At 37.6% G+C, this 18568-nt stretch carries 14 protein-coding genes; 12 read left to right on the top strand and 2 right to left on the bottom strand.

Annotated elements, in window-relative coordinates:
• The first annotated feature begins 118 nt into the window (after positions 1-118).
• The 8 genes from ACSVDH_RS17540 (at position 119) to ACSVDH_RS17505 (ending at position 10278) form a co-directional block, all read left to right on the top strand.
• Positions 119-484 carry a sensor histidine kinase gene (locus ACSVDH_RS17540; RefSeq protein ID WP_439251562.1) on the top strand — a complete coding sequence of 122 codons (366 nt, stop codon included), beginning with the start codon at positions 119-121 and terminating at the stop codon, positions 482-484.
• Between the two features lie 371 nt (positions 485-855).
• A complete protein-coding gene (locus ACSVDH_RS17535; protein ID WP_439251530.1) occupies positions 856-3129 on the top strand; it encodes a helix-turn-helix domain-containing protein in 2274 nt (757 codons plus the stop codon).
• Positions 3130-3292: 163 nt separating this feature from the next.
• Entirely contained in the window at positions 3293-4273 is a 981-nt protein-coding gene (locus ACSVDH_RS17530; RefSeq protein ID WP_299088520.1) for an ABC transporter permease, read from the top strand.
• Positions 4274-5143, top strand: coding sequence for a carbohydrate ABC transporter permease (locus ACSVDH_RS17525; RefSeq protein WP_439251529.1), 870 nt, complete (start codon positions 4274-4276; stop codon positions 5141-5143).
• Positions 5144-5226: 83 nt separating this feature from the next.
• Positions 5227-6789 carry an extracellular solute-binding protein gene (locus ACSVDH_RS17520; RefSeq protein ID WP_439251528.1) on the top strand — a complete coding sequence of 521 codons (1563 nt, stop codon included), beginning with the start codon at positions 5227-5229 and terminating at the stop codon, positions 6787-6789.
• Between the two features lie 27 nt (positions 6790-6816).
• Positions 6817-8013, top strand: a complete 1197-nt coding sequence (locus tag ACSVDH_RS17515; RefSeq protein ID WP_439251527.1) for a glycoside hydrolase family 88 protein — start codon at positions 6817-6819, stop codon at positions 8011-8013.
• A gap of 168 nt (positions 8014-8181) precedes the next feature.
• Positions 8182-8832, top strand: a complete 651-nt coding sequence (locus tag ACSVDH_RS17510; protein WP_439251526.1) for a YesL family protein — start codon at positions 8182-8184, stop codon at positions 8830-8832.
• A gap of 72 nt (positions 8833-8904) precedes the next feature.
• Positions 8905-10278: an FAD-dependent oxidoreductase gene (locus ACSVDH_RS17505; protein ID WP_439251525.1), complete on the top strand. Its 1374-nt coding sequence runs from the start codon at positions 8905-8907 to the stop codon at positions 10276-10278.
• Positions 10279-10703: 425 nt separating this feature from the next.
• On the opposite strand, the gene ACSVDH_RS17500 is transcribed toward ACSVDH_RS17505, so the two are convergent.
• A complete protein-coding gene (locus tag ACSVDH_RS17500) occupies positions 10704-10865 on the bottom strand; it encodes a hypothetical protein (protein WP_299088509.1) in 162 nt (53 codons plus the stop codon).
• Positions 10866-11044: 179 nt separating this feature from the next.
• Here ACSVDH_RS17500 and ACSVDH_RS17495 point away from each other — a divergent pair, with 179 nt between their 5' ends.
• From ACSVDH_RS17495 to ACSVDH_RS17485, 3 genes are all read left to right on the top strand, one after another.
• On the top strand, positions 11045-14215 hold the full coding sequence (locus ACSVDH_RS17495) for a galactose-binding domain-containing protein (protein ID WP_439251524.1): 3171 nt from the start codon (positions 11045-11047) through the stop codon (positions 14213-14215).
• Positions 14216-14442: 227 nt separating this feature from the next.
• Positions 14443-14664, top strand: a complete 222-nt coding sequence (ymaG, locus tag ACSVDH_RS17490) for an inner spore coat protein YmaG (RefSeq protein ID WP_439251523.1) — start codon at positions 14443-14445, stop codon at positions 14662-14664.
• A gap of 248 nt (positions 14665-14912) precedes the next feature.
• Positions 14913-15362, top strand: a complete 450-nt coding sequence (locus tag ACSVDH_RS17485) for an SRPBCC family protein (RefSeq protein WP_439251522.1) — start codon at positions 14913-14915, stop codon at positions 15360-15362.
• A 236-nt stretch (positions 15363-15598) separates the two neighbouring features.
• Here ACSVDH_RS17485 and ACSVDH_RS17480 read toward each other — a convergent pair whose 3' ends face one another.
• On the bottom strand, positions 15599-16501 hold the full coding sequence (locus tag ACSVDH_RS17480) for a LysR family transcriptional regulator (protein WP_439251521.1): 903 nt from the start codon (positions 16499-16501) through the stop codon (positions 15599-15601).
• Positions 16502-16723: 222 nt separating this feature from the next.
• Here ACSVDH_RS17480 and ACSVDH_RS17475 point away from each other — a divergent pair, with 222 nt between their 5' ends.
• Positions 16724-18544, top strand: coding sequence for an assimilatory sulfite reductase (NADPH) flavoprotein subunit (locus ACSVDH_RS17475; protein ID WP_439251520.1), 1821 nt, complete (start codon positions 16724-16726; stop codon positions 18542-18544).
• Positions 18545-18568 lie beyond the last annotated feature (24 nt).

Here is an 18568-nt window from a genome sequence, read left to right as displayed (position 1 = left end):
AATATCTCATATTTTTTAATAGTACCTTGCCCATGTTTGTAAACTTCTTTACTACCAGGAATCTCTAAATAGCTCCTTAGATCTTGAATTAAAGAAAGGCACACAAGAGCTATTTCCGATCCTTGAAATTGATTTAGATCGTTTCGGACAAGTATTTCAAAATTTACTATCAAATGCGATAAAACATACGAGCACTGGTGGTATCAAATTGCAATTAGAAGTAAAGAAAAAGTCGGTGCTAATTTCTTGTAAGGATACTGGAGGTGGGATCGCAAAGGAAGACCTTCCGTTCATTTTTGAACGACACTTTACCAAATCCCATCATCCTTCCGTAAGAGGTCATGGATTAAGCCAATCAATATGCCGGGAATTTATTAATAGGCACAATGGTGAAATCTGGGCAGAAAGTGAAGTAGGAAAAGGGACCATTATTTTTATTCAGCTTCCCATTCTACCGATAGAGGAAGAATTATTACTTAATTAACCGTAAGAACATGAAGTTGCCTTCTTGGAGAATGATCCTTGAAGGCTTTTTAATGAAAAGATTTTCAGTTTCCGGCTATCAAATTTATAGTCAAGTAGGAAGTCCCATCAACAATACAAACTGATAGCCATTATTGATAAGAAGACGTCAATTTTGTTTTGTTCTTTATCTAAGAAGGAATAATAAGGAATCGAAGCGAAGTTGTGAAGAGAACTTTACTCTATGCAATAGTTTTAAAAAAACAGAACATGCTTTCGTCACACTTCAAGGGTAAATCGTTTTATTGTCATAAGTAAGTTGAAAAAAAGTAAATTTATATAAAAAGTAAGCTAATTTGTTTATAAATTTGTATTCGAGCGGGGGGCGGAGAAGTGATAAAAAGGAAAAAATTTTATTGGAAGTTGTTTGTATGTATGATGGCGGTTATCTTTGTTTATACAGCTGCATTGTCGTTTGTTTATTATATAAAAAACCGGGAGTTTACGAATTATGAGTTGGAGCAGAGTCAGAAAGAGCTATTAAAACAGGTGAAGGAAAAAGTCGATCATCGTTTACTGGTGGCATTGAGTGGGATTAACCAGCTAAAATCTTCAAAAGCGTTTGAGAATTTCAGTCAAAACACGAATGAAAAACTGGAACATTATTATGTTAATGAATTGTATAAAGAACTGCAGAAAAATTCAAATGCTTTTAGTCAGTTTGAGTATAAGCTAGGTGTGATGAAAACAGATAAAGATATGATTGTGACACCTGACATGACAATTAACCAAGAACGGTACTTTCAACAGCTCGGACTTAATAAAGAAGAAAATGAACAGGTAGCTAGCTACTTAAAGGGAAAAAACAATAGCTTTGGACAGTATAAATTATTTTCACTTATGAATCCACAGAAAGATAATCTATATATTACCCTTTTGAAAAAAGAGTGGATCGCTGAAGGCAAAAATGTAGTCTTTTTTCTTTCTTTCTATACGAAAAACCTGTACCCTGCTTTACATTCAGTTGATCAAGGAGGATTTGCTCTAATAGAAGGGAAACGTATTTTAAGTCATCGAACTACTTTTCATGATCTTTCGATTACTGATGTCTTGAATCAGGATAAATTAAAACAGCTGCAATCTTCTCAGGAAAAGCTTGTCCCATATCAAAAAATAACAGCTTCGGATTATCAGATCAAATCCTTAACCTCAGAAGTGTTAAAAGATTGGCAGTATCTTTATATTACCCCTAAACATGTGACTGAAACATCTTTTGCCGGCCATCTTATCGATTCTCTGCCTGTTTATTTACTTTTTTTATTAGCAGGGCTAGTACTTCAAGTTGTGTTCGTGAATTATACGTATCAGCCTGTAAAAAAAGTACTTCAAGTATTAAAAGATGGAGAAGATAGCATCGAAGGAGATGAGTTTGCCTTTATTCAGAAAATAACGACGAATATGAAAAAAATGAACGAAAGGCTGCTTTCAACGATTGATCAGCACCAGATGCCATTGAAACAAAAATTTATGAAAGACTTGCTTCTTGGATTAGTCGAGAAAGAGGAAGTGAAGGAAAAATTAGAATTTTTCGGTCTTACTAAGCTTAAACAAGGAAGGGTAATCCTTTTTGAATTCTCCCACTATAAGGATTGGGAAGAATCGGTTACACGTGAAGGGATTCTCACAATCAAGCTTCAGCTACTAACCTATTTAAAAGAACATATCGAAAAGAACATCTCTTATGAAATGATCGAAATGGAAGCCGAGAAACTCGCAATCTTAACAAGTGAAACAAATTTGCAGAACATACGGAATTGGATAAATTCATTTAATAAGGGATTAGATGAACGCTTACTCTCTACAATGTTTATTGCAATCAGCGAACCATTAGCATCACTTTATCATTTCGAAAAAGGATATAAGCAGGCAAGAAATTTGCTTGAATACAGGTATGCAATTGAACGAAAAAACATTGTGACAACTGAAGATATCGAATGTTTTGAGCAAAAGAGCTACTATTACCCCCTTGAGATGGAGAAAGAATTGATTAATTTTAGTTGCAGAGGCCAGAAGGAGAAGGCCATGTCCATTTTAAAAACCGTCTTAAACGATAATCTATATGTTAGACAGCTTGATGAATATGCACTCCGAAGCCTTGTATTTGAATTGCTTGCCACGTTTCATCGAATTTTATCGCAGACGAATCAGGCAGAAAAGACAATCTTTGGCGAAGATGAAACCTTTTATCAAAGACTTCAACATATTCGTGGTAAAGAAAAGGTTGAGCAAACGATCACAAGTTTATTCGATGAGCTACTTGAAAACATCCAAGTACAAACAAATAAGACAGATTTATCAGTTGCTGATCAATTGATGAGCTTTATCCATGAAAATTTTCAAAGGGATCTTTCTCTTTCTGATTTAGCTGAGCATTTTAATTTAACATCGAGTTATGTGAGCAGAGTTTTTAAGGAGCAAACCGGAGAAAATTTTAAAGAATATTTAAATATGTACAGAGTGGAAAAAGCAAAAGAGATTTTGTCAGCGCAAGATGTGAAAATTAATCAAGTGGCGAGCATGGTCGGGTTTAACAATGTCAATACGTTTATCCGAACCTTTAAAAAATATGTTGGACTTTCTCCAGGTCAATATGAGAAATCATCTTAATGTATCGATACTTTTTGTGATCCATCTACATTTCTTATGATTAAGTAAAAAAAGGAGATATATACAAAAAACTGGTGATAGTAAACTGGGCTATGAGCGAGTAAAGTGGGGGTAACCGAACGAATCAGTCAGCATGATGATAAAAAAGAAAAGGAGGAAAGGCATGAATGGACAAATTCAATCTGAAGAGAAAAAACAAATCCCCCAAATTACACAAAAGATAGGTGTTTCACACCTGCAGAGAATTAAAAAAACAATCAGCCGAGATAAATATTTGTACTTACTGCTGATTCCGTTTATTGCATGGTACATTCTTTTCTTATACCGTCCAATGTATGGACTTCAGATTGCGTTTAAAGATTATAGTATTTTTCAAGGAATTGAAGCTAGTCCATGGGTTGGCTTTCAAAATTTTGTGCAATTCTTTGAAAGCGATTACTTTTTTAGAACGTTAAAAAACACCGTCCTCATTAGTTTATACACCTTGGTATTTGCCTTTCCGGCACCGATTATTTTGGCGCTTCTGTTTAATGAAATTAAGTCGGCAACCTACAGAAAGTTTACTCAGACAGCAACATATCTTCCTTATTTCATTTCAATCGTTGTTGTAGCAGGGATTGTTACCAATTTTCTCTCACCAACAAACGGACTTGTTAATATCATCATTGAAAAATTAGGAGGAGAAAAGATTTATTTTTTAACCAATCCAGAATATTTCCGATCGATCTTTATCGGGATGAACATTTGGAAGGATGTCGGGTTCAATGCAATTATTTATATCGCGGCAATCAGCGGAATCAATCCTCAGTTGTATGAAGCAGCTAAAATGGATGGGGCAAATCGCTGGAAACAAATGTGGCATGTCACTTTGCCAGGAATTATCCCGACGATTTTGATCTTATTCATCTTGAACATCGGAAGCTTCCTGGAGGTTGGGTACGAAGCCATTATTCTGCTCTATCAACCGGCAACATATGAGACAGCGGATGTTATAAATACTTATGTATACCGGGCGGGCTTGCAAGGAGCAAACTATGAGCTCGGGGCAGCAGCAGGCTTGTTCAACGCTATTGTTGGATTAGTGCTTGTCGTCACAGTGAACAAAATTACGAAAAAATTCAGTGAGAGCGGAGGTTTGTGGTAAATGAAGAGTTTTGGAAGTAAAATAGCCGATTTCATGATCTATGCTGTTGTCGGATTGATTGCCATTATCTGCATTTACCCATTCATTTATGTGCTCTCAGCTTCAATCAGCTCATCTGATGCTGTTCTTAGGGGAGATGTTCTCTTATTACCAAAAGATATTACATTTGAAGCATACAAGCGGGTCCTAGAAGAACCCGGTATTTGGGTAGCATACGGAAATACAATCTTTTACACAGTAGTTGGAACATTGTTTAGCATGTTTGTTACGATTTGCGGAGCCTATCCGCTTTCGAGAAAACGGTTAAAAGGTCGTAGCTTTTTCGCCTTTTTTATCGCGTTCACGATGTGGTTTAATGCAGGTATCATCCCGACCTACCTGAATTTAAAAGAACTCGGACTGCTTGATACTCGAACGGCAATCATTGTAGGCTTTGCTATTTCCACGTTTTTGGTCTTTATCATGAGAAGCTTTTTTCAATCTGTTCCTGATTCTTTAGAAGAGTCAGCAAAAGTGGATGGAGCAAACGATCTTCAAATATTATGGAAAATCTTTTTACCTTTATCAAAACCAGCGCTTATAACAGTCGGACTCTTTTATGCGGTTAGCAGGTGGAACAGTTATTTTTGGTCAATGATTGTGTTAAATGATGAAAGCAAAATTCCGCTTCAGGTGCTATTGAAAAAATTGGTTGTAGATATGAGTGTAAAGGAACAAATGGCCAATTCACTTGATACAACCTCCCAATACTCAGCAGAAACCGTTATTTATGCAACGATCATTGTGTCAATCATTCCGATTGTCTTGGTCTATCCATATTTGCAAAAATATTTTGTAAAAGGAACGATGATCGGCGGGATTAAGGAGTAAGTTATTAAACAACGTTTTGACGCTTATGTATTAGTTGTTATGTAAAAAATAAAAATGAAATGAAAGTCTAAGGGGGAGTTTTCTTGAAAAAAGCAGCTTTGATCCTATTTTCCGTTTTTCTGCTAATTGTGGGAGGGTGTTCCAATAATACGTCAAGTGAAGTTGATTCAAATAATAACTCAGAAAGTGAAAAGGGCCTTACAGGATTTCAGGTATCCAAGGAACCCGTTGATATGAAGATACACCTTCATCATTTTGATGGCCAAGTCATTTTTAATGATGATTGGCCGACGTTTAAGAAGGCGGCTGAGTTAACAAATGTCAGCTTGCAAGGGGTGGCTCCAAAGACATCAACGGACAGTCAGGAAGCTTTTAACTTGATGATTGCTTCAGGTGAAATACCTGATCTTGTCCAAGGTACAAAGGCTGATTTAATGAAGTATGGGAAAGAAGGAGCGTTCCTACCGCTGAATGACTTAATTGAAGAACATGCTCCAAACATTAAGAAATATCTTAATGAGATGGAAGGCTTAGAAGAATTTGCTACAGCCTCAGATGGAAAACTATATTTTGTTCCCTTTATAGCAGATGGAGAGGCACAAAAAGGCTGGTTTGTCAGACAAGATTGGCTGGATAAGCTTGGGCTTAAAGCACCGCAAACAACTGAAGAGCTATATGAAGTGTTAAAAGCGTTTAAAGAAAAGGATCCAAATGGAAACGGCAAACAAGATGAAATTCCATATTTTTCAAGGATATCGGAAAGTTTAGGTGAACTCACAATATTATGGGGGGCTCGCAATGATCTCTATTTAGATGGAGATAAAATTAAATACGGACCATATGAAGAAAAATATGGCACTGCTCTCTCAGAATTAGCTAAATGGTATGAAGAAAAGTTAATAGATCCAGAGATTTTTACAAGAGGTGCAAAAGCAAGAGATATATTGTTAGGTAACAACCAAGGCGGAATAACGCATGATTGGTTTGGAAGTACAGCAGGATACAATAATTTATTAAAAGATCAAGTTGCTGGTTTTAAGTTTGAAACATTTGCTCCTCCTGAAAATTCCGATGGGGAAAAAATCGAACCTACTGTCCGTGATCCATATGGAGACAAAGCAGGAATAGCGATTGGCTACTCAACAAAGGATCCGGTAAAAGCAATCAAATATCTCGATTTCTTTTATTCTGAAGAAGGACGCCGATTGATGAACTATGGAGTAGAAGGAGAAACTTACGATTTAGTTGATGGAAAACCTGTATTTAAGGAAGAGATTTTGAGTTCGCCAGATGTTCCGACAAAACTGCATGAGTATGGAGTCCAAACACTATTTTCTTATCATCAGGATTTTGAGTATGAGAAACAATGGTTAAATCCAATTGCCTTAAAAGGGATAGAAGAATACTCTGCCAATAACTATTTTGCTAAACCGCTGCCTCCTTTCTCTTTCACTGAAGAAGAAGAAAAGAAGATTACGGAAATTGCCGCCGATTTAAAAACGTACCGGGATGAAATGATGCAAAAATGGGTCTTAGGTGCAGAAAAGATAGATTATGAGAAATTTAAGAATCAACTTAAAAGCCTTGGTGTAGAGGAATATATTGACCTCCATCAAAAAGCGTATGATCGATCAATGAAGAAATGATGGGAAATATATAGGAGGTAATATTCGATGCAGAGTACCGATCAAGTTGTAGAAGAACGCCTTTTAAAAAAAGAAAGATTTTCAACTAGACCGCCTGTAAACCGTGCTTATTTTGAAAAGGCTCTTGAATATGTGCTTGTTAAAATCGACCAGAACCTAGAGATTTTTACAGGTAAATTTCCTAGTTCCAGCAGCCATAATTTCGTTTATCGAGCGATAGACAATGTAGAATGGACGACAGGTTTCTGGACAGGGATGCTTTGGCTTGGTTACGAATATACCGGAGAAGAAAAATACAGGCAAGTAGCTGAAAAGCATGTCAAGAGTTTTAAGGATAGAGTCAAAAACAAAATTGCAGTCAACCATCATGACATGGGGTTTTTGTATAGCCTCTCATCTGTTAGCGCATATAAATTAACAGGAGAAAATCAAGGAAAGGAAGCAGCACTTGAAGCTGCTGAACTGCTTCTTAGCCGCTACTTTGAAAAAGCAGAAATCATTCAAGCATGGGGGGATTTAGCAGATCCTGAACAAAGAGGAAGGATGATTATTGATTGTTTGATGAATCTGCCCCTGCTTTATTGGGCAAGTGAAGTAACAGGTGATCAAACGTATCAACAAATAGCTTATAAGCATGCAAAACAGTCTGCTAAATATATTGTTCGTTCAGATTCTTCAACATATCATACATTTTATATGGATCCAGAGACGGGAAAACCTTTATACGGCAACACTCATCAAGGATTTTCAGATGATTCCTGCTGGGCAAGAGGTCAGGCGTGGGGAATATACGGTTTTCCTTTAAGCTATCACTATACAGGTGATGAAAAATTTATCAATCTAAGTAAAAAACTTGCAAACTATTTTCTTAATCGTCTCCCAAGCGATCACGTCTGTTATTGGGATTTAATTTTTACACATGGTGAAGAAGAAAGAGATAGTTCTGCTGCTGCTATTGCTGCCTGCGGGCTGCTTGAAATGAGTAAAAGATTGCCCCTTACTGATGACATGAAAGGGTATTATGAAAATAGTGCGCTCCACATTGTCTACTCGCTGGCTGAACACTATACGACAAAAGATGTGCCCCATGCTAATGGAGTTTTAAAACACGCAGTCTACCATAAACCTAGAAATACAGGTGTTGATGAATGCTGTATTTGGGGCGATTACTACTACATGGAAGCGCTTGTTCGATTACTGAAGGATTGGAAAATGTACTGGTAATAACATATTGGCTGTCTCACACAAACTTTGAATCAATTAGAGACAGCCATTTTTAAAGAGAATAAAAGGTTTAAACATGTTTGAGATTGGAATTTTATCTAAAGGTTGGTTGAATACATGAAAGCCAATAGTGTCAGTGACAATTTTATCATTTTAGGAGAGACGAATATGCAAGAAAAAAGCATGATCGGAGGCATTTACACAGTAATGGAGTGGATCTCACGTTTTGTGTATTTGCAATTTTTATGGGCAATGTTTACTGTCTTTGGCTTGATTGGTTTGGGTTTTTTTCCAGCGACATTTACGATGTTTGCCATAACAAGAAAGTGGATTCACGGACAAACTGACATTTCCCTATTTCCTGCTTTTAAGCAGCTTTATAAAAAAGATTTTCTAAAAGCAAATGCTATTGGGGGGATTGCAATTGCTTTTGGGTTTATTGCTTATTTTTACTTGCGATTTTTTCAAGTTCAGAGCGGGGCTGCTTCGGTGGTATTCTTTTTTCTCATGTTTGCCGTTTGCTTATTCTATTTGATGACTTTGCTTTTTATTGCACCAGTTTTTGTTCATTATCATCTAAAGGTCATGCAAATATTTAAGATTTCGTTTATGATGGCTATCTCATATCCCTTTCATGTTATTGCCATGTTCTTTATTTTATTTTGTTTTGGTTTACTCATGCAGGCTATTCCGGGTCTTCTCCCATTCTTCAGCTTCAGTTACCTTGCCTTTGCACTTATGTGGATTGCAAATTCAGCTATTGAAAACAAGGAAGGTCACATTTCAATAACAGTAAGGAACAATAAGACAGAGATATAAATAAAAGGATATGTTAAAGGTGTTTCTAGTATGGGTATTATGTAGCTAATATTTTTTGGAGGAGTGTTTTTTATGAGGGATTTTGATGTAATCATTTTAGGCGGTGGCATTTCAGGCGCGGTTGCAGGAATAGCGTCTTCAAGGTTAGGGGCCAAAACATTAATTATTGAATCCTATGGTTTTTTAGGTGGAATGCTGACAGCTGCAGGAGTAGGTCCTATGATGACTTTTCACGCTGGAAAAAAACAAGCTATTCAAGGAATAACAGAAGAAATTATTCAGCGCTTGAAAAAAATCGGCAAATCCGTTGGCCATATAAAGGATTTAACAAATTACACATACTCAGTTACTCCATTTGATTCTGAAGCAATGAAACATGAAATAGAAATGATGCTGGTTGAAAGTGGTGCAGAGATTTTATACCACACAGTATTAGCTGAAGTAATAAAAGAAGGAAATAAAATAACAAAGATAAAAGTCTGCAATAAAGCTGGTCTTTCTGAAATTAGCGGAAAGATCTTTATAGATGCTTCGGGTGACGGAGATTTAGCAGCATGGTCAGGAGTCAAGTTTACGAAAGGAAGAGAATCAGATGGTGCTGCCCAGCCTATGACATTAAAAATGAAAGTAAGAAACGTAGATATTAATCGGGTTAAACAATATATAAAAGAAAATCCGGATAATTTTACTAGAGTACCAGAAAATCTTGAAGATTTTAATAATGTTGAACGATTATCAGTTGTTGGTTATTTAAAAGAGTTTAAAGAAGCTAAAGAAAAAGGAGACATTACGATAAAAAGAGAAGATGTCTTGTTTTTTGAAACCAATAACCCTGGAGAAGTTATTTTTAACACGACTAGATTATTAGGATTTGACAGTACAGACCCTTGGAGCTTAAGCAAAGCTGAAATTGAAGGCAGGAAACAATGTCGAGAACTTGAGAATTTTATGAAAAAGTATATGGTTGGCTTTGAAAATGCTGTTGTTGTCTCAACAGGCCCTTCCATTGGTGTACGTAGCTCGAGGCAAATTGTGGGATTATATACATTAACAGCAGAAGATTTATTGGAACAACGTAAATTTGATGATGTCATTGCCCACTCGGGTTATCCAATCGATATTCATAGTCCCGACGGAGAAGGCACCTCCCATAAGAAACTAGAATGGGGCGGGATTTACGGAATACCATTTAGATGTCTTGTTACCAAAGAGATCGATAATTTAATTGTTGTAGGAAGATGTCTCTCTGCAACTTTTGAAGCACAGGCGGGCGTAAGAACAACTCCAACTGCTGGGGCAATTGGCCATGCTGGAGGAGTTGCAGCTGCTATTGCAGCAAAAGAAAACATCAGGGTTCAAGAAATGAACATTAGAAAATTACAGTCCACCTTACTAGAACAGGGAGCTTATTTGGAGATATCCCCAACGGAAAAGATCACTCATTAGTTTTATATAGTAAAAAAGGAGAGAAAGAAAGCGAATTGAGAAAAGCAAAATTTGATGTTTAAACATATGCCTGGGAAGATCAAGTCGAGTGATTAAAGCGCTATCAAGGCAAAAAAGCGTTCTACGATCAAAAGGGGGTGATTAATTCAGTTTAATGATCATAGAAAGCAAATTACTTCCAAGACAGTTGAATGTAGGAATCTCTATTTAACGGACAATTTATAGTGAGAAGCTTATTTTCAACTAAACGGAGTAAATGTCTTGTTACGAAAGGAAAAACAGTAATCGAATTTATTAAAGCGCTTACAAAAACTTATGTAGCAATGTTAATTTAAACCAATAATACTATTTTTAAAATACAAAAAGTAAGCCAGGATTCTGCCTATTTCATTTTACCTTATATAGATTTTGGTGTTTGCTATATTTCATAAGGTAATAAAGTTAATGGTAGGAAATTTCCTTTCTTTTACACTTGCTAAAGACAATAAGTATTTGGCAGCATCAAAAGCGGATAAGAGTTTGTCTGCAAGCATCCTTAAAACACGAGGAAACGTTGTATTTTCCACTCTAAATAGTTGTTTAGACAAATGTTTGCATACACCTCCTTAAAAAGCGGTCCAATTATTTTCTAACAAAATTTTACAATCATTCAAGCTCGTTGCCTAAAGTCTTAATTTGTCTTGGCACTACCCGTTTGTCCTTTTCGGAGATAATTGGAAAATCTACAATAATTAAGTTTTAATTATTGGGGGAGTGACTACAGATAATGAGAAACCGAGCTGAAAGACCAAAACCCTTTATCTTAATCCTATGTATGCTAGTCACATGTTTCTTTAGTTTAAGTACAGGGCAGATTCAAGCTGCCGAAAGCAAGGCTTCTACTTCAAGCGGCGACTCAGCAACTCCGTTGTCTATCGTGGGATATCGTGCAAGTGGCAGTGATGCTAATATACCAGGGTATGCGATCGATGACGACATCAACTCTCGTTGGTCAGCTTATGGTGATGGACAGTGGATAGAATTGGACTTAGGTTCACAGAAGGAGATCTCCTATCTAGGTGTTGCCTTTTACAGGGGCGATAATCGCACGAAAACGATTGATATTGAGGTTTCCAACGATCAAACGACTTGGTCCAAGGTATACAGCGGTACTAGCAGCGGTACGACGATTCAATTAGAGGCATTCGGCTTCGAACCAGTAACAGCCCGTTATGTTCGTGTAGTAGGACGGGGTGAGAACCAATGGACCAGCATTACCGAAATTCATGTATATCCTCCACATCCAGATGGGTATGTATTAAACTATCTGGAAATACCGCCGACCGGACCGGACCCGGAAGCACCGACTCCAACCAAGCCAGGTCTCTACTATGCAGATGGGACGCCACATAATCCGCATAAGCCCCAAAAGGTAACAGGAAGAAAACTGAATGTCGTCGTGTTTGGAGCAAGTCCTTCCGATAACGGTGTAGATGATGCCCGAGCCATTCGTGCTGCTTTGGAAGAAGCACAGCCAGGTGATGAAGTCTATCTTCCTGATGGTCATTATCAATTATCTAGTACGTCTTACGATGGCGTTTCTCATTTAACGATAAAATCGGGCGTCCAGCTACGCGGAGAAAGTCAGGAGGGAGTTCTTCTTGTTTCAGATCATGCGAATGATTTCGGAGAACATGCAACAAATTATGGGATTATTATCCGGATTGCAGGGAAGAACAATATCAAAATAAGTAATATGACCCTTACCTCAAGCTGGAATCTGAATTATTCCACCAACACTCGCACCGCCAACCCTGACAGAGGCGGACCTAAACAAGCCATATACATTACATCGTTTCGCGGAAAAGCATCTTCTAATATTACTCTTTGCGGTCTAACCATTGAAAAATTCCAGCGTACCGGTATCATTATTTCAAATAGTCACGATGTGATCGTGGAAAAATCCTTATTCAGGAACGCGACGGATGTTGCAGATGGAGGAAGCGGTTATGGAGTTAGCATTGAAGGAAAGCCAAAAGAAAGCCGTCTGGGCAGAGAAGACGATTCCTATTTCAATGTTGTTCGCAATAATCGTTTTATCGGTCCTTATTTGCGTCATGGAACATTAATGCAATTCTACACCCATAATAATCTTATTGAAAACAACAAATATGAAAACATTTCATTAGATTCTATAGACTTTCACGGAGAAGACGAATATTTGAACGAGGTTCGTTTCAACCATATCGTTGGCGGTGGAGAAGCAGGCATTGGAGTAGGAAATCCCGGTGAAACTCATGATGCATCAGGCCCGGGAAACTATATTCATGATAACATGATTGAGAATGTGGATAAATACGGTATCCAAGTATATCTTGGCTCTCCTAAAACCATAATTGAAAACAATGTGCTTATTCGTTTTACTAAAGCCGGCAGTCAGGGAATTCGATTAAAGAATGCGCCTGAAACCATTGTAAGAAACAACAAAATATTTGACAATAAAGCCAATGAGTTTTGGGGTATCATTGCCATGAAAGATGATGGTGATCCAAGGAACGGTAATGGGGCAGGCATTCCCAAGAACATCGTCATTCAAAACAATCATGTAACGAATAACACAAATGGGATCGGTATTTTGCATGGAACCAATATTTTGTTGACAGGAAATGTGATAAGCGGAAATACGGGAACTGATTATATCAACAATGCTGTGATCCCTGCACAGCTGCCTTCTAGTGAAGCCGCAAGTGTACAAAAAAATGCATCATCACTTCTCGATCCATCAAAATTGTTTATTAAAGGCGGCGATGATGACAACACGATTCGAACGTATTTAAAATATGATTTAAGTCAACTGAACGGAGAGATTGCTACAGCGTGGCTTTATGTGCATGGAAGAGCTTTGGAAAGTAAAAGTACGGAATCAACAGTTGTTAATTCCTTGTACGGTGTCGAGGATGATACATGGAGTGTAAGCGAATTAATGTGGAATTCTAGTGGTGCCCCGCCTGTTCTTGGAGATCATCTCTCTACCATTCCTTTTAGAAATGACAGTGTTGATTCATGGTATGTCTTCGATGCTACCAAGTATGTGAAGGATCAATTGAAGGGCGATAAAACAGTTTCACTTGCTATTACCCAAGATCCTATGCAGACCGGATATCTTACTCAACTTTACAATGGCTCAGAAAGCGATAAGCGTCCTTATCTAAGAGTGGAAACTTATCCCCCGGTCGAATTGGCCAGTGTAACAGTTACTGCTGATAAAAATCAGCTTATATCTAATACTTCAACTTTATTACATGTAACAGGTAAAATGAATACCGGAGCTGATGCTTCTTTAGAGAATGCCAAAATTGTCTACGAAAGTCTTACACCAGAGCTTGCATCTGTTGACTCAAGCGGGAAGGTCGCAGCGCTAAAGGAAGGTAAGGCTGAAATTAAGGTAACAGTCACATTGGATGGTGTAACAAAGAGCAGTTCAATCACCTTAAGCGTGACAAATAACCTGGCGGTAATTGCTACTTTGTCTGTTGATTCAACGCTTGGCACTAACGTAAAGGAAGGAGTAGTAGATGGAAACTTATCTACACGATGGTTATCTGGAGGAACACAGACTCCTTCTTTTCTAAAGCTGGATTGGACATCCGCGCAAACGATTAATCAAGTGAAGCTTTGGAGTGGGCATGTACCTGTCACCGGCTCGGCCGGCTGGCAGGTCAAGGATTTTAATCTTGAATATTTAGATGGTTCGGAATGGAAGACTTTGGCGGAAGTAAGAAATAACGACAAAGATGCCTTTTTGGATCAATTCACACTGCTGAACTTTGATCCTATCATTACAACCTCCATAAGGTTCATCTTTATCAGTCCTTCATGGAAAGACTCGATTAGTCGTATTAATGAACTAGACGTCAGTCTTAGCGAACGAACAGCTCCCTCTGAAGTACAGATGTGAATGTAATAAAGCAAAATTAAGCAGATAATTATTTATAAACATGTTTTAGCTTTCAGGAGATTATTATTTCTTGAGGGCTTTTTTCATGTTTTAAGCTTTTATTACCTTTGACTATAGCTCAAATTAGTTAGATTTTTGTTCAAAAATAGGTGTTTTACCTAAGGAATCGAATAAGTTCTCTTCATAATGTGGAAATAAAGTAGTAAAAAAACCTAATTGGAGGTAAAATGCCTATGCAACATGATTTCCAGCTTTACAATGGAAACAATGAAAGAATCTTTGGGAGACCATTTGGAAGACCGTTCTTTTGGAGACCATATTTTGGAAGGCCGTTTTTTGGCGGTCCATTTATTGGAGGAGTCCTAGGTGGTTTATTAGGCAGCGCATTATTGTATCCTCCTTTCTATGGCTATCCATACCCTTATTATCCATATTGGTATTGGTATTAAAAAAATTCAACATGACAAAAGCTACAATGAACGCAGTGGGACGATATTTGCATGACTCCTAGATAGAGACTAAATCGTTTCACGCGTTTTTTTTTGGACTTTCTGTACGCACCAGTTCTTTACTTAATCGTTTAATAAGCAAATTTAATTGACATAATGAAGGAATTTTATGAATAGGTTCTTAAATGACGAATAGGCAGAGTTTCTGCAAAGATCCATTTTTGCAAAGTGAAGGTGAGGGATAACACATGCAAAGTGAATTATATAAAGTAAAGGCCAACTTACCCATTCATTCAATATGGAGATTCGTAAGTGTCATGGATAATTGGGCACCGCTTGTTCCTGGTTATATTGAACATGTAATAGTGAATGAAAGGGAGTCCATTTGGAAATTTAAAACAGATCTCGGAATGATAAAGAAAAAAATTGAGCTGAAAGTTGAGATTACAAATTGGATTGAGCCAACAAAAGTGACCTTTAATCTAACAGGTATAAATGAAAAAATGACAGGAAAAGGTTATTTTGAAGCAGATGAGATTACTGAAAGCAGCACATGTATGACTGGTTTTCTTGAAATCATACCAGAGGGCAAGATGGCGAAAATGATCAATAATAAACTAAAGAAAAACCTCTCAGACATGACGAAAGAATTAACGGAAGCGATCATTGAAAAAATTGGAGAAAAGATCATTTCGTAGTTATTTATCATGAAGGAGTGCTGACTTAAAAAGCAGAGTTTATTCCTTTCTAAGTCAGCTTTTTCATCGTTGTTTAGAAAAGTATTAAGTGTGACTTCCATCAGTGGAGGATTATTGCCCGTTAAGATTGGGTAAAATTCATTTACTGGATATAAGAGCTTCGCCACTCCAGCTCTGGTAGCACAGGACGTGCGCTTTTGTTTTTTTCGACATTTAGATTGTGTTGTAAAATAATGTTAACTTGATTTGATTTCGTTAGGCCACTTTTTGTTTAAAGCAGAGATAAAGGTTTTCACATTTTTTTTATCGGCCATAATGGGCGAATAAACATAGGAAAGTGTTCGTTTAAATGAATGATTTTTCATTTTTATAATAGACAAATTTTGATGCTGGACATCCCTTTCAATGACACTTCTCGATAAGAGAGACAACCCCATACCATTTATCAGTGTTTCTTTGATCCCTTGGTTGCTGCTTATTGTAAGAAGTGATTGAACCTTTAAGCCGTTTGTGCGAAAAACATGGTTAAGATATTCTCCTGTTCCTGAACCAACTTCTCTTGTAACCCAAGCTTGATTTTGCAAATCAGCAATTGTAACTTCCGTTTTCTGAGCCAGCTTATGATTGGTAGAAGAAACTATAAATAATTCATCCTCCATAAACGGATGAACTGAAAGCTCCTTTTCATTGGTCTGCCCCTCAATTAAACCAATATCAACTTCATACATCCTTACAGATTGGACAATTTCCTCAGTATTCCCGATGATAACTTGAAGCTCAAGCTCAGGGTAATCCTTTTGCAGATCGAGAAGTAATGTTGGCAAAATATATTCACCGATTGTAAAGCTTGCTCCTATTTTTAATTCTCCCTTTATTGAATTGTGATGCTCTAAAATATCCTGAATGGTTTGTTCATAAATCGTGATCATTTGCTTTGCACGATCATATAAAATTTCACCCGTTGGAGTGATTTTCAAAAATTTTGGAGACCGTATAAATAGCTTTGTTTGCAGCTCCTTTTCCAAATTTTTTATATGCAAGCTAACACTAGGTTGTGACATACGAAGGGTTTCGGCTGTTTTCGTAAAGTTTTTGACCTCTGCAAGAGTGACAAATGTCCGTAATGCGTCATAATACAAACAAATCCCTCCTAACTATTAGTAATCTTAATAACAATGATTATTTATATGTATTTTACTAATGTATGATCTTCTGGTAAAGTTTTATTAGAATATTTTTAATATGTATCAATGCTGGAAAAGGCAAGAAGACAATAGAAAAATAACGAAAATTGTTGAAACCAGTCATTGTACACAAATGACGTTAACGATATACTTATAACTTTTGTGAGGTGGAAAGTGTTGCAACTTCAGGTAATAAACAGTCCGTTTAACCAGGAGCAGGCAGAGCTCCTAAACCGTCTTCTGCCAACCTTAACAGAATCTCAAAAAGTTTGGCTAAGCGGTTATTTAGCAGCATCCCAAACTGCAACTGCAGCCGGCACTCCAAGTGTACCGACACAGGAAGCCCAGGTCGGAAGCACTGCACAGCCAATCTCAAAAGACGTAACGATTCTTTACGGCTCCCAGACTGGTAATGCACAGGGTCTTGCCGAAAAAGCAGGTAAGACACTTGAGGGGAATGGCTTTAACGTAACCGTTTCGTCTATGAGCGATTTTAAACCAAATAATTTGAAAAAGGTTGAAAACCTCCTAATCGTAGTTAGTACACATGGGGAAGGCGATCCACCGGATAATGCACTTTCATTCCATGAGTTTCTTCATGGACGACGTGCGCCAAAGCTTGATAACCTAAGGTATTCTGTATTAGCGCTTGGAGACAGCTCATATGAATTTTTCTGTAAAACTGGAAAAGATTTTGATCAGCGATTGGAAGAGCTCGGCGGTAAGAGACTATATGATCGTGTAGATTGTGATCTTGACTATGATGAGCCGGCAGCTGAATGGATCCAAGGCGTTCTTAGCGGATTAAGCGAAGCACAAGGCGGAGCTGCTGTATCTGTAGCTGCTGCTGCTCCTCAAGCAGGTGAATCTGCTTATTCACGAACAAATCCATTTAAAGCTGAAGTTCTCGAAAGTATTAACTTGAATGGTCGTGGTTCTAACAAAGAAACACGTCATCTTGAAATTTCACTTGAGGGATCAGGCTTAACTTATGAACCAGGTGATAGTCTTGGCGTTTACCCGCAAAACGATCCAGAGCTTGTTGATTTGCTTCTTGAAGAAATGAAATGGAATCCAGAAGAAAATGTAACGATTAATAAACAAGGTGAAAGTCTAGCACTTAGAGAAGCGCTTATTTCACATTTTGAAATTACTGTATTAACAAAACCTCTCGTTGAGCAGGCGGCGAAACTTTCTGAAAACCAAGAGCTACAGGAACTTGTATCTCCTGATAATGTGGAAAAACTAAAAGCTTATCTTGATGGCCGTGATTTCCTTGATTTGGTACGTGATTTTGCTCCATGGAAAGGAACAGCACAGGACTTTATTTCAATTTTACGAAAAATGCCTGCACGACTGTATTCTATTTCAAGCAGCTTAGCAGCGAATCCAGATGAGGTTCATTTAACAATCGGCGCTGTACGTTATGAAGCTCATGGCCGTGAACGAAAAGGTGTTTGCTCGATTTTATGTGCTGAGCGCCTTCAACCAGGTGACACGCTTCCGGTTTATGTTCAGCATAACCAAAACTTCAAGCTGCCGGCAAACCCTGATACGCCAATCATAATGGTAGGACCAGGTACCGGGATTGCCCCATTCCGCGCCTTTATGCAAGAGCGTGAGGAAATGGGTGCAGAAGGAAAATCATGGTTATTCTTTGGCGACCAGCACTTTGTTACAGATTTCCTTTATCAAACAGAATGGCAAAAGTGGCTTAAAGATGGAGTATTAACAAAAATGGATGTCGCGTTTTCACGTGACAGTGATGAAAAAGTATATGTACAGCACCGTATGCTCGAGCAAAGTAAAGAATTGTTCGAGTGGCTTCAAGAGGGAGCAGCTGTTTATATTTGCGGAGATGAAAAAAATATGGCACATGATGTTCATAACGTGCTTATTGATATTATCGAAAAAGAAGGCGGCATGAGCCGTGAACAAGCAGAAGTGTATCTTGCAGATATGCAGCAGCAAAAACGTTATCAACGAGATGTATACTGATTTTTACATGAAAGGAGTTTATCA

The organism is Metabacillus sp. Hm71 (assembly GCF_051842955.2).
In the GTDB taxonomy this organism is placed as follows: Bacteria; Bacillota; Bacilli; order Bacillales; family Bacillaceae; genus Metabacillus.
Note: the sequence above shows the minus strand (reverse complement) of the source record. Positions and strands in the feature narration are given on the sequence as shown.

Bases quoted from the DNA above. Each gene is read 5' to 3' on its own strand.
- ACSVDH_RS17495 (WP_439251524.1), top strand. From the start codon at position 11,045: ATGAGAAACCGAGCTGAAAGACCAAAACCCTTTATCTTAATCCTATGT.
- ACSVDH_RS17530 (WP_299088520.1), top strand. From the start codon at position 3,293: ATGAATGGACAAATTCAATCTGAAGAGAAAAAACAAATCCCCCAAATT.
- ACSVDH_RS17510 (WP_439251526.1), top strand. From the start codon at position 8,182: ATGCAAGAAAAAAGCATGATCGGAGGCATTTACACAGTAATGGAGTGG.
- ACSVDH_RS17505 (WP_439251525.1), top strand. From the start codon at position 8,905: ATGAGGGATTTTGATGTAATCATTTTAGGCGGTGGCATTTCAGGCGCG.
- ACSVDH_RS17525 (WP_439251529.1), top strand. From the start codon at position 4,274: ATGAAGAGTTTTGGAAGTAAAATAGCCGATTTCATGATCTATGCTGTT.
- ymaG (WP_439251523.1), top strand. From the start codon at position 14,443: ATGCCTATGCAACATGATTTCCAGCTTTACAATGGAAACAATGAAAGA.
- ACSVDH_RS17515 (WP_439251527.1), top strand. From the start codon at position 6,817: ATGCAGAGTACCGATCAAGTTGTAGAAGAACGCCTTTTAAAAAAAGAA.
- ACSVDH_RS17485 (WP_439251522.1), top strand. From the start codon at position 14,913: ATGCAAAGTGAATTATATAAAGTAAAGGCCAACTTACCCATTCATTCA.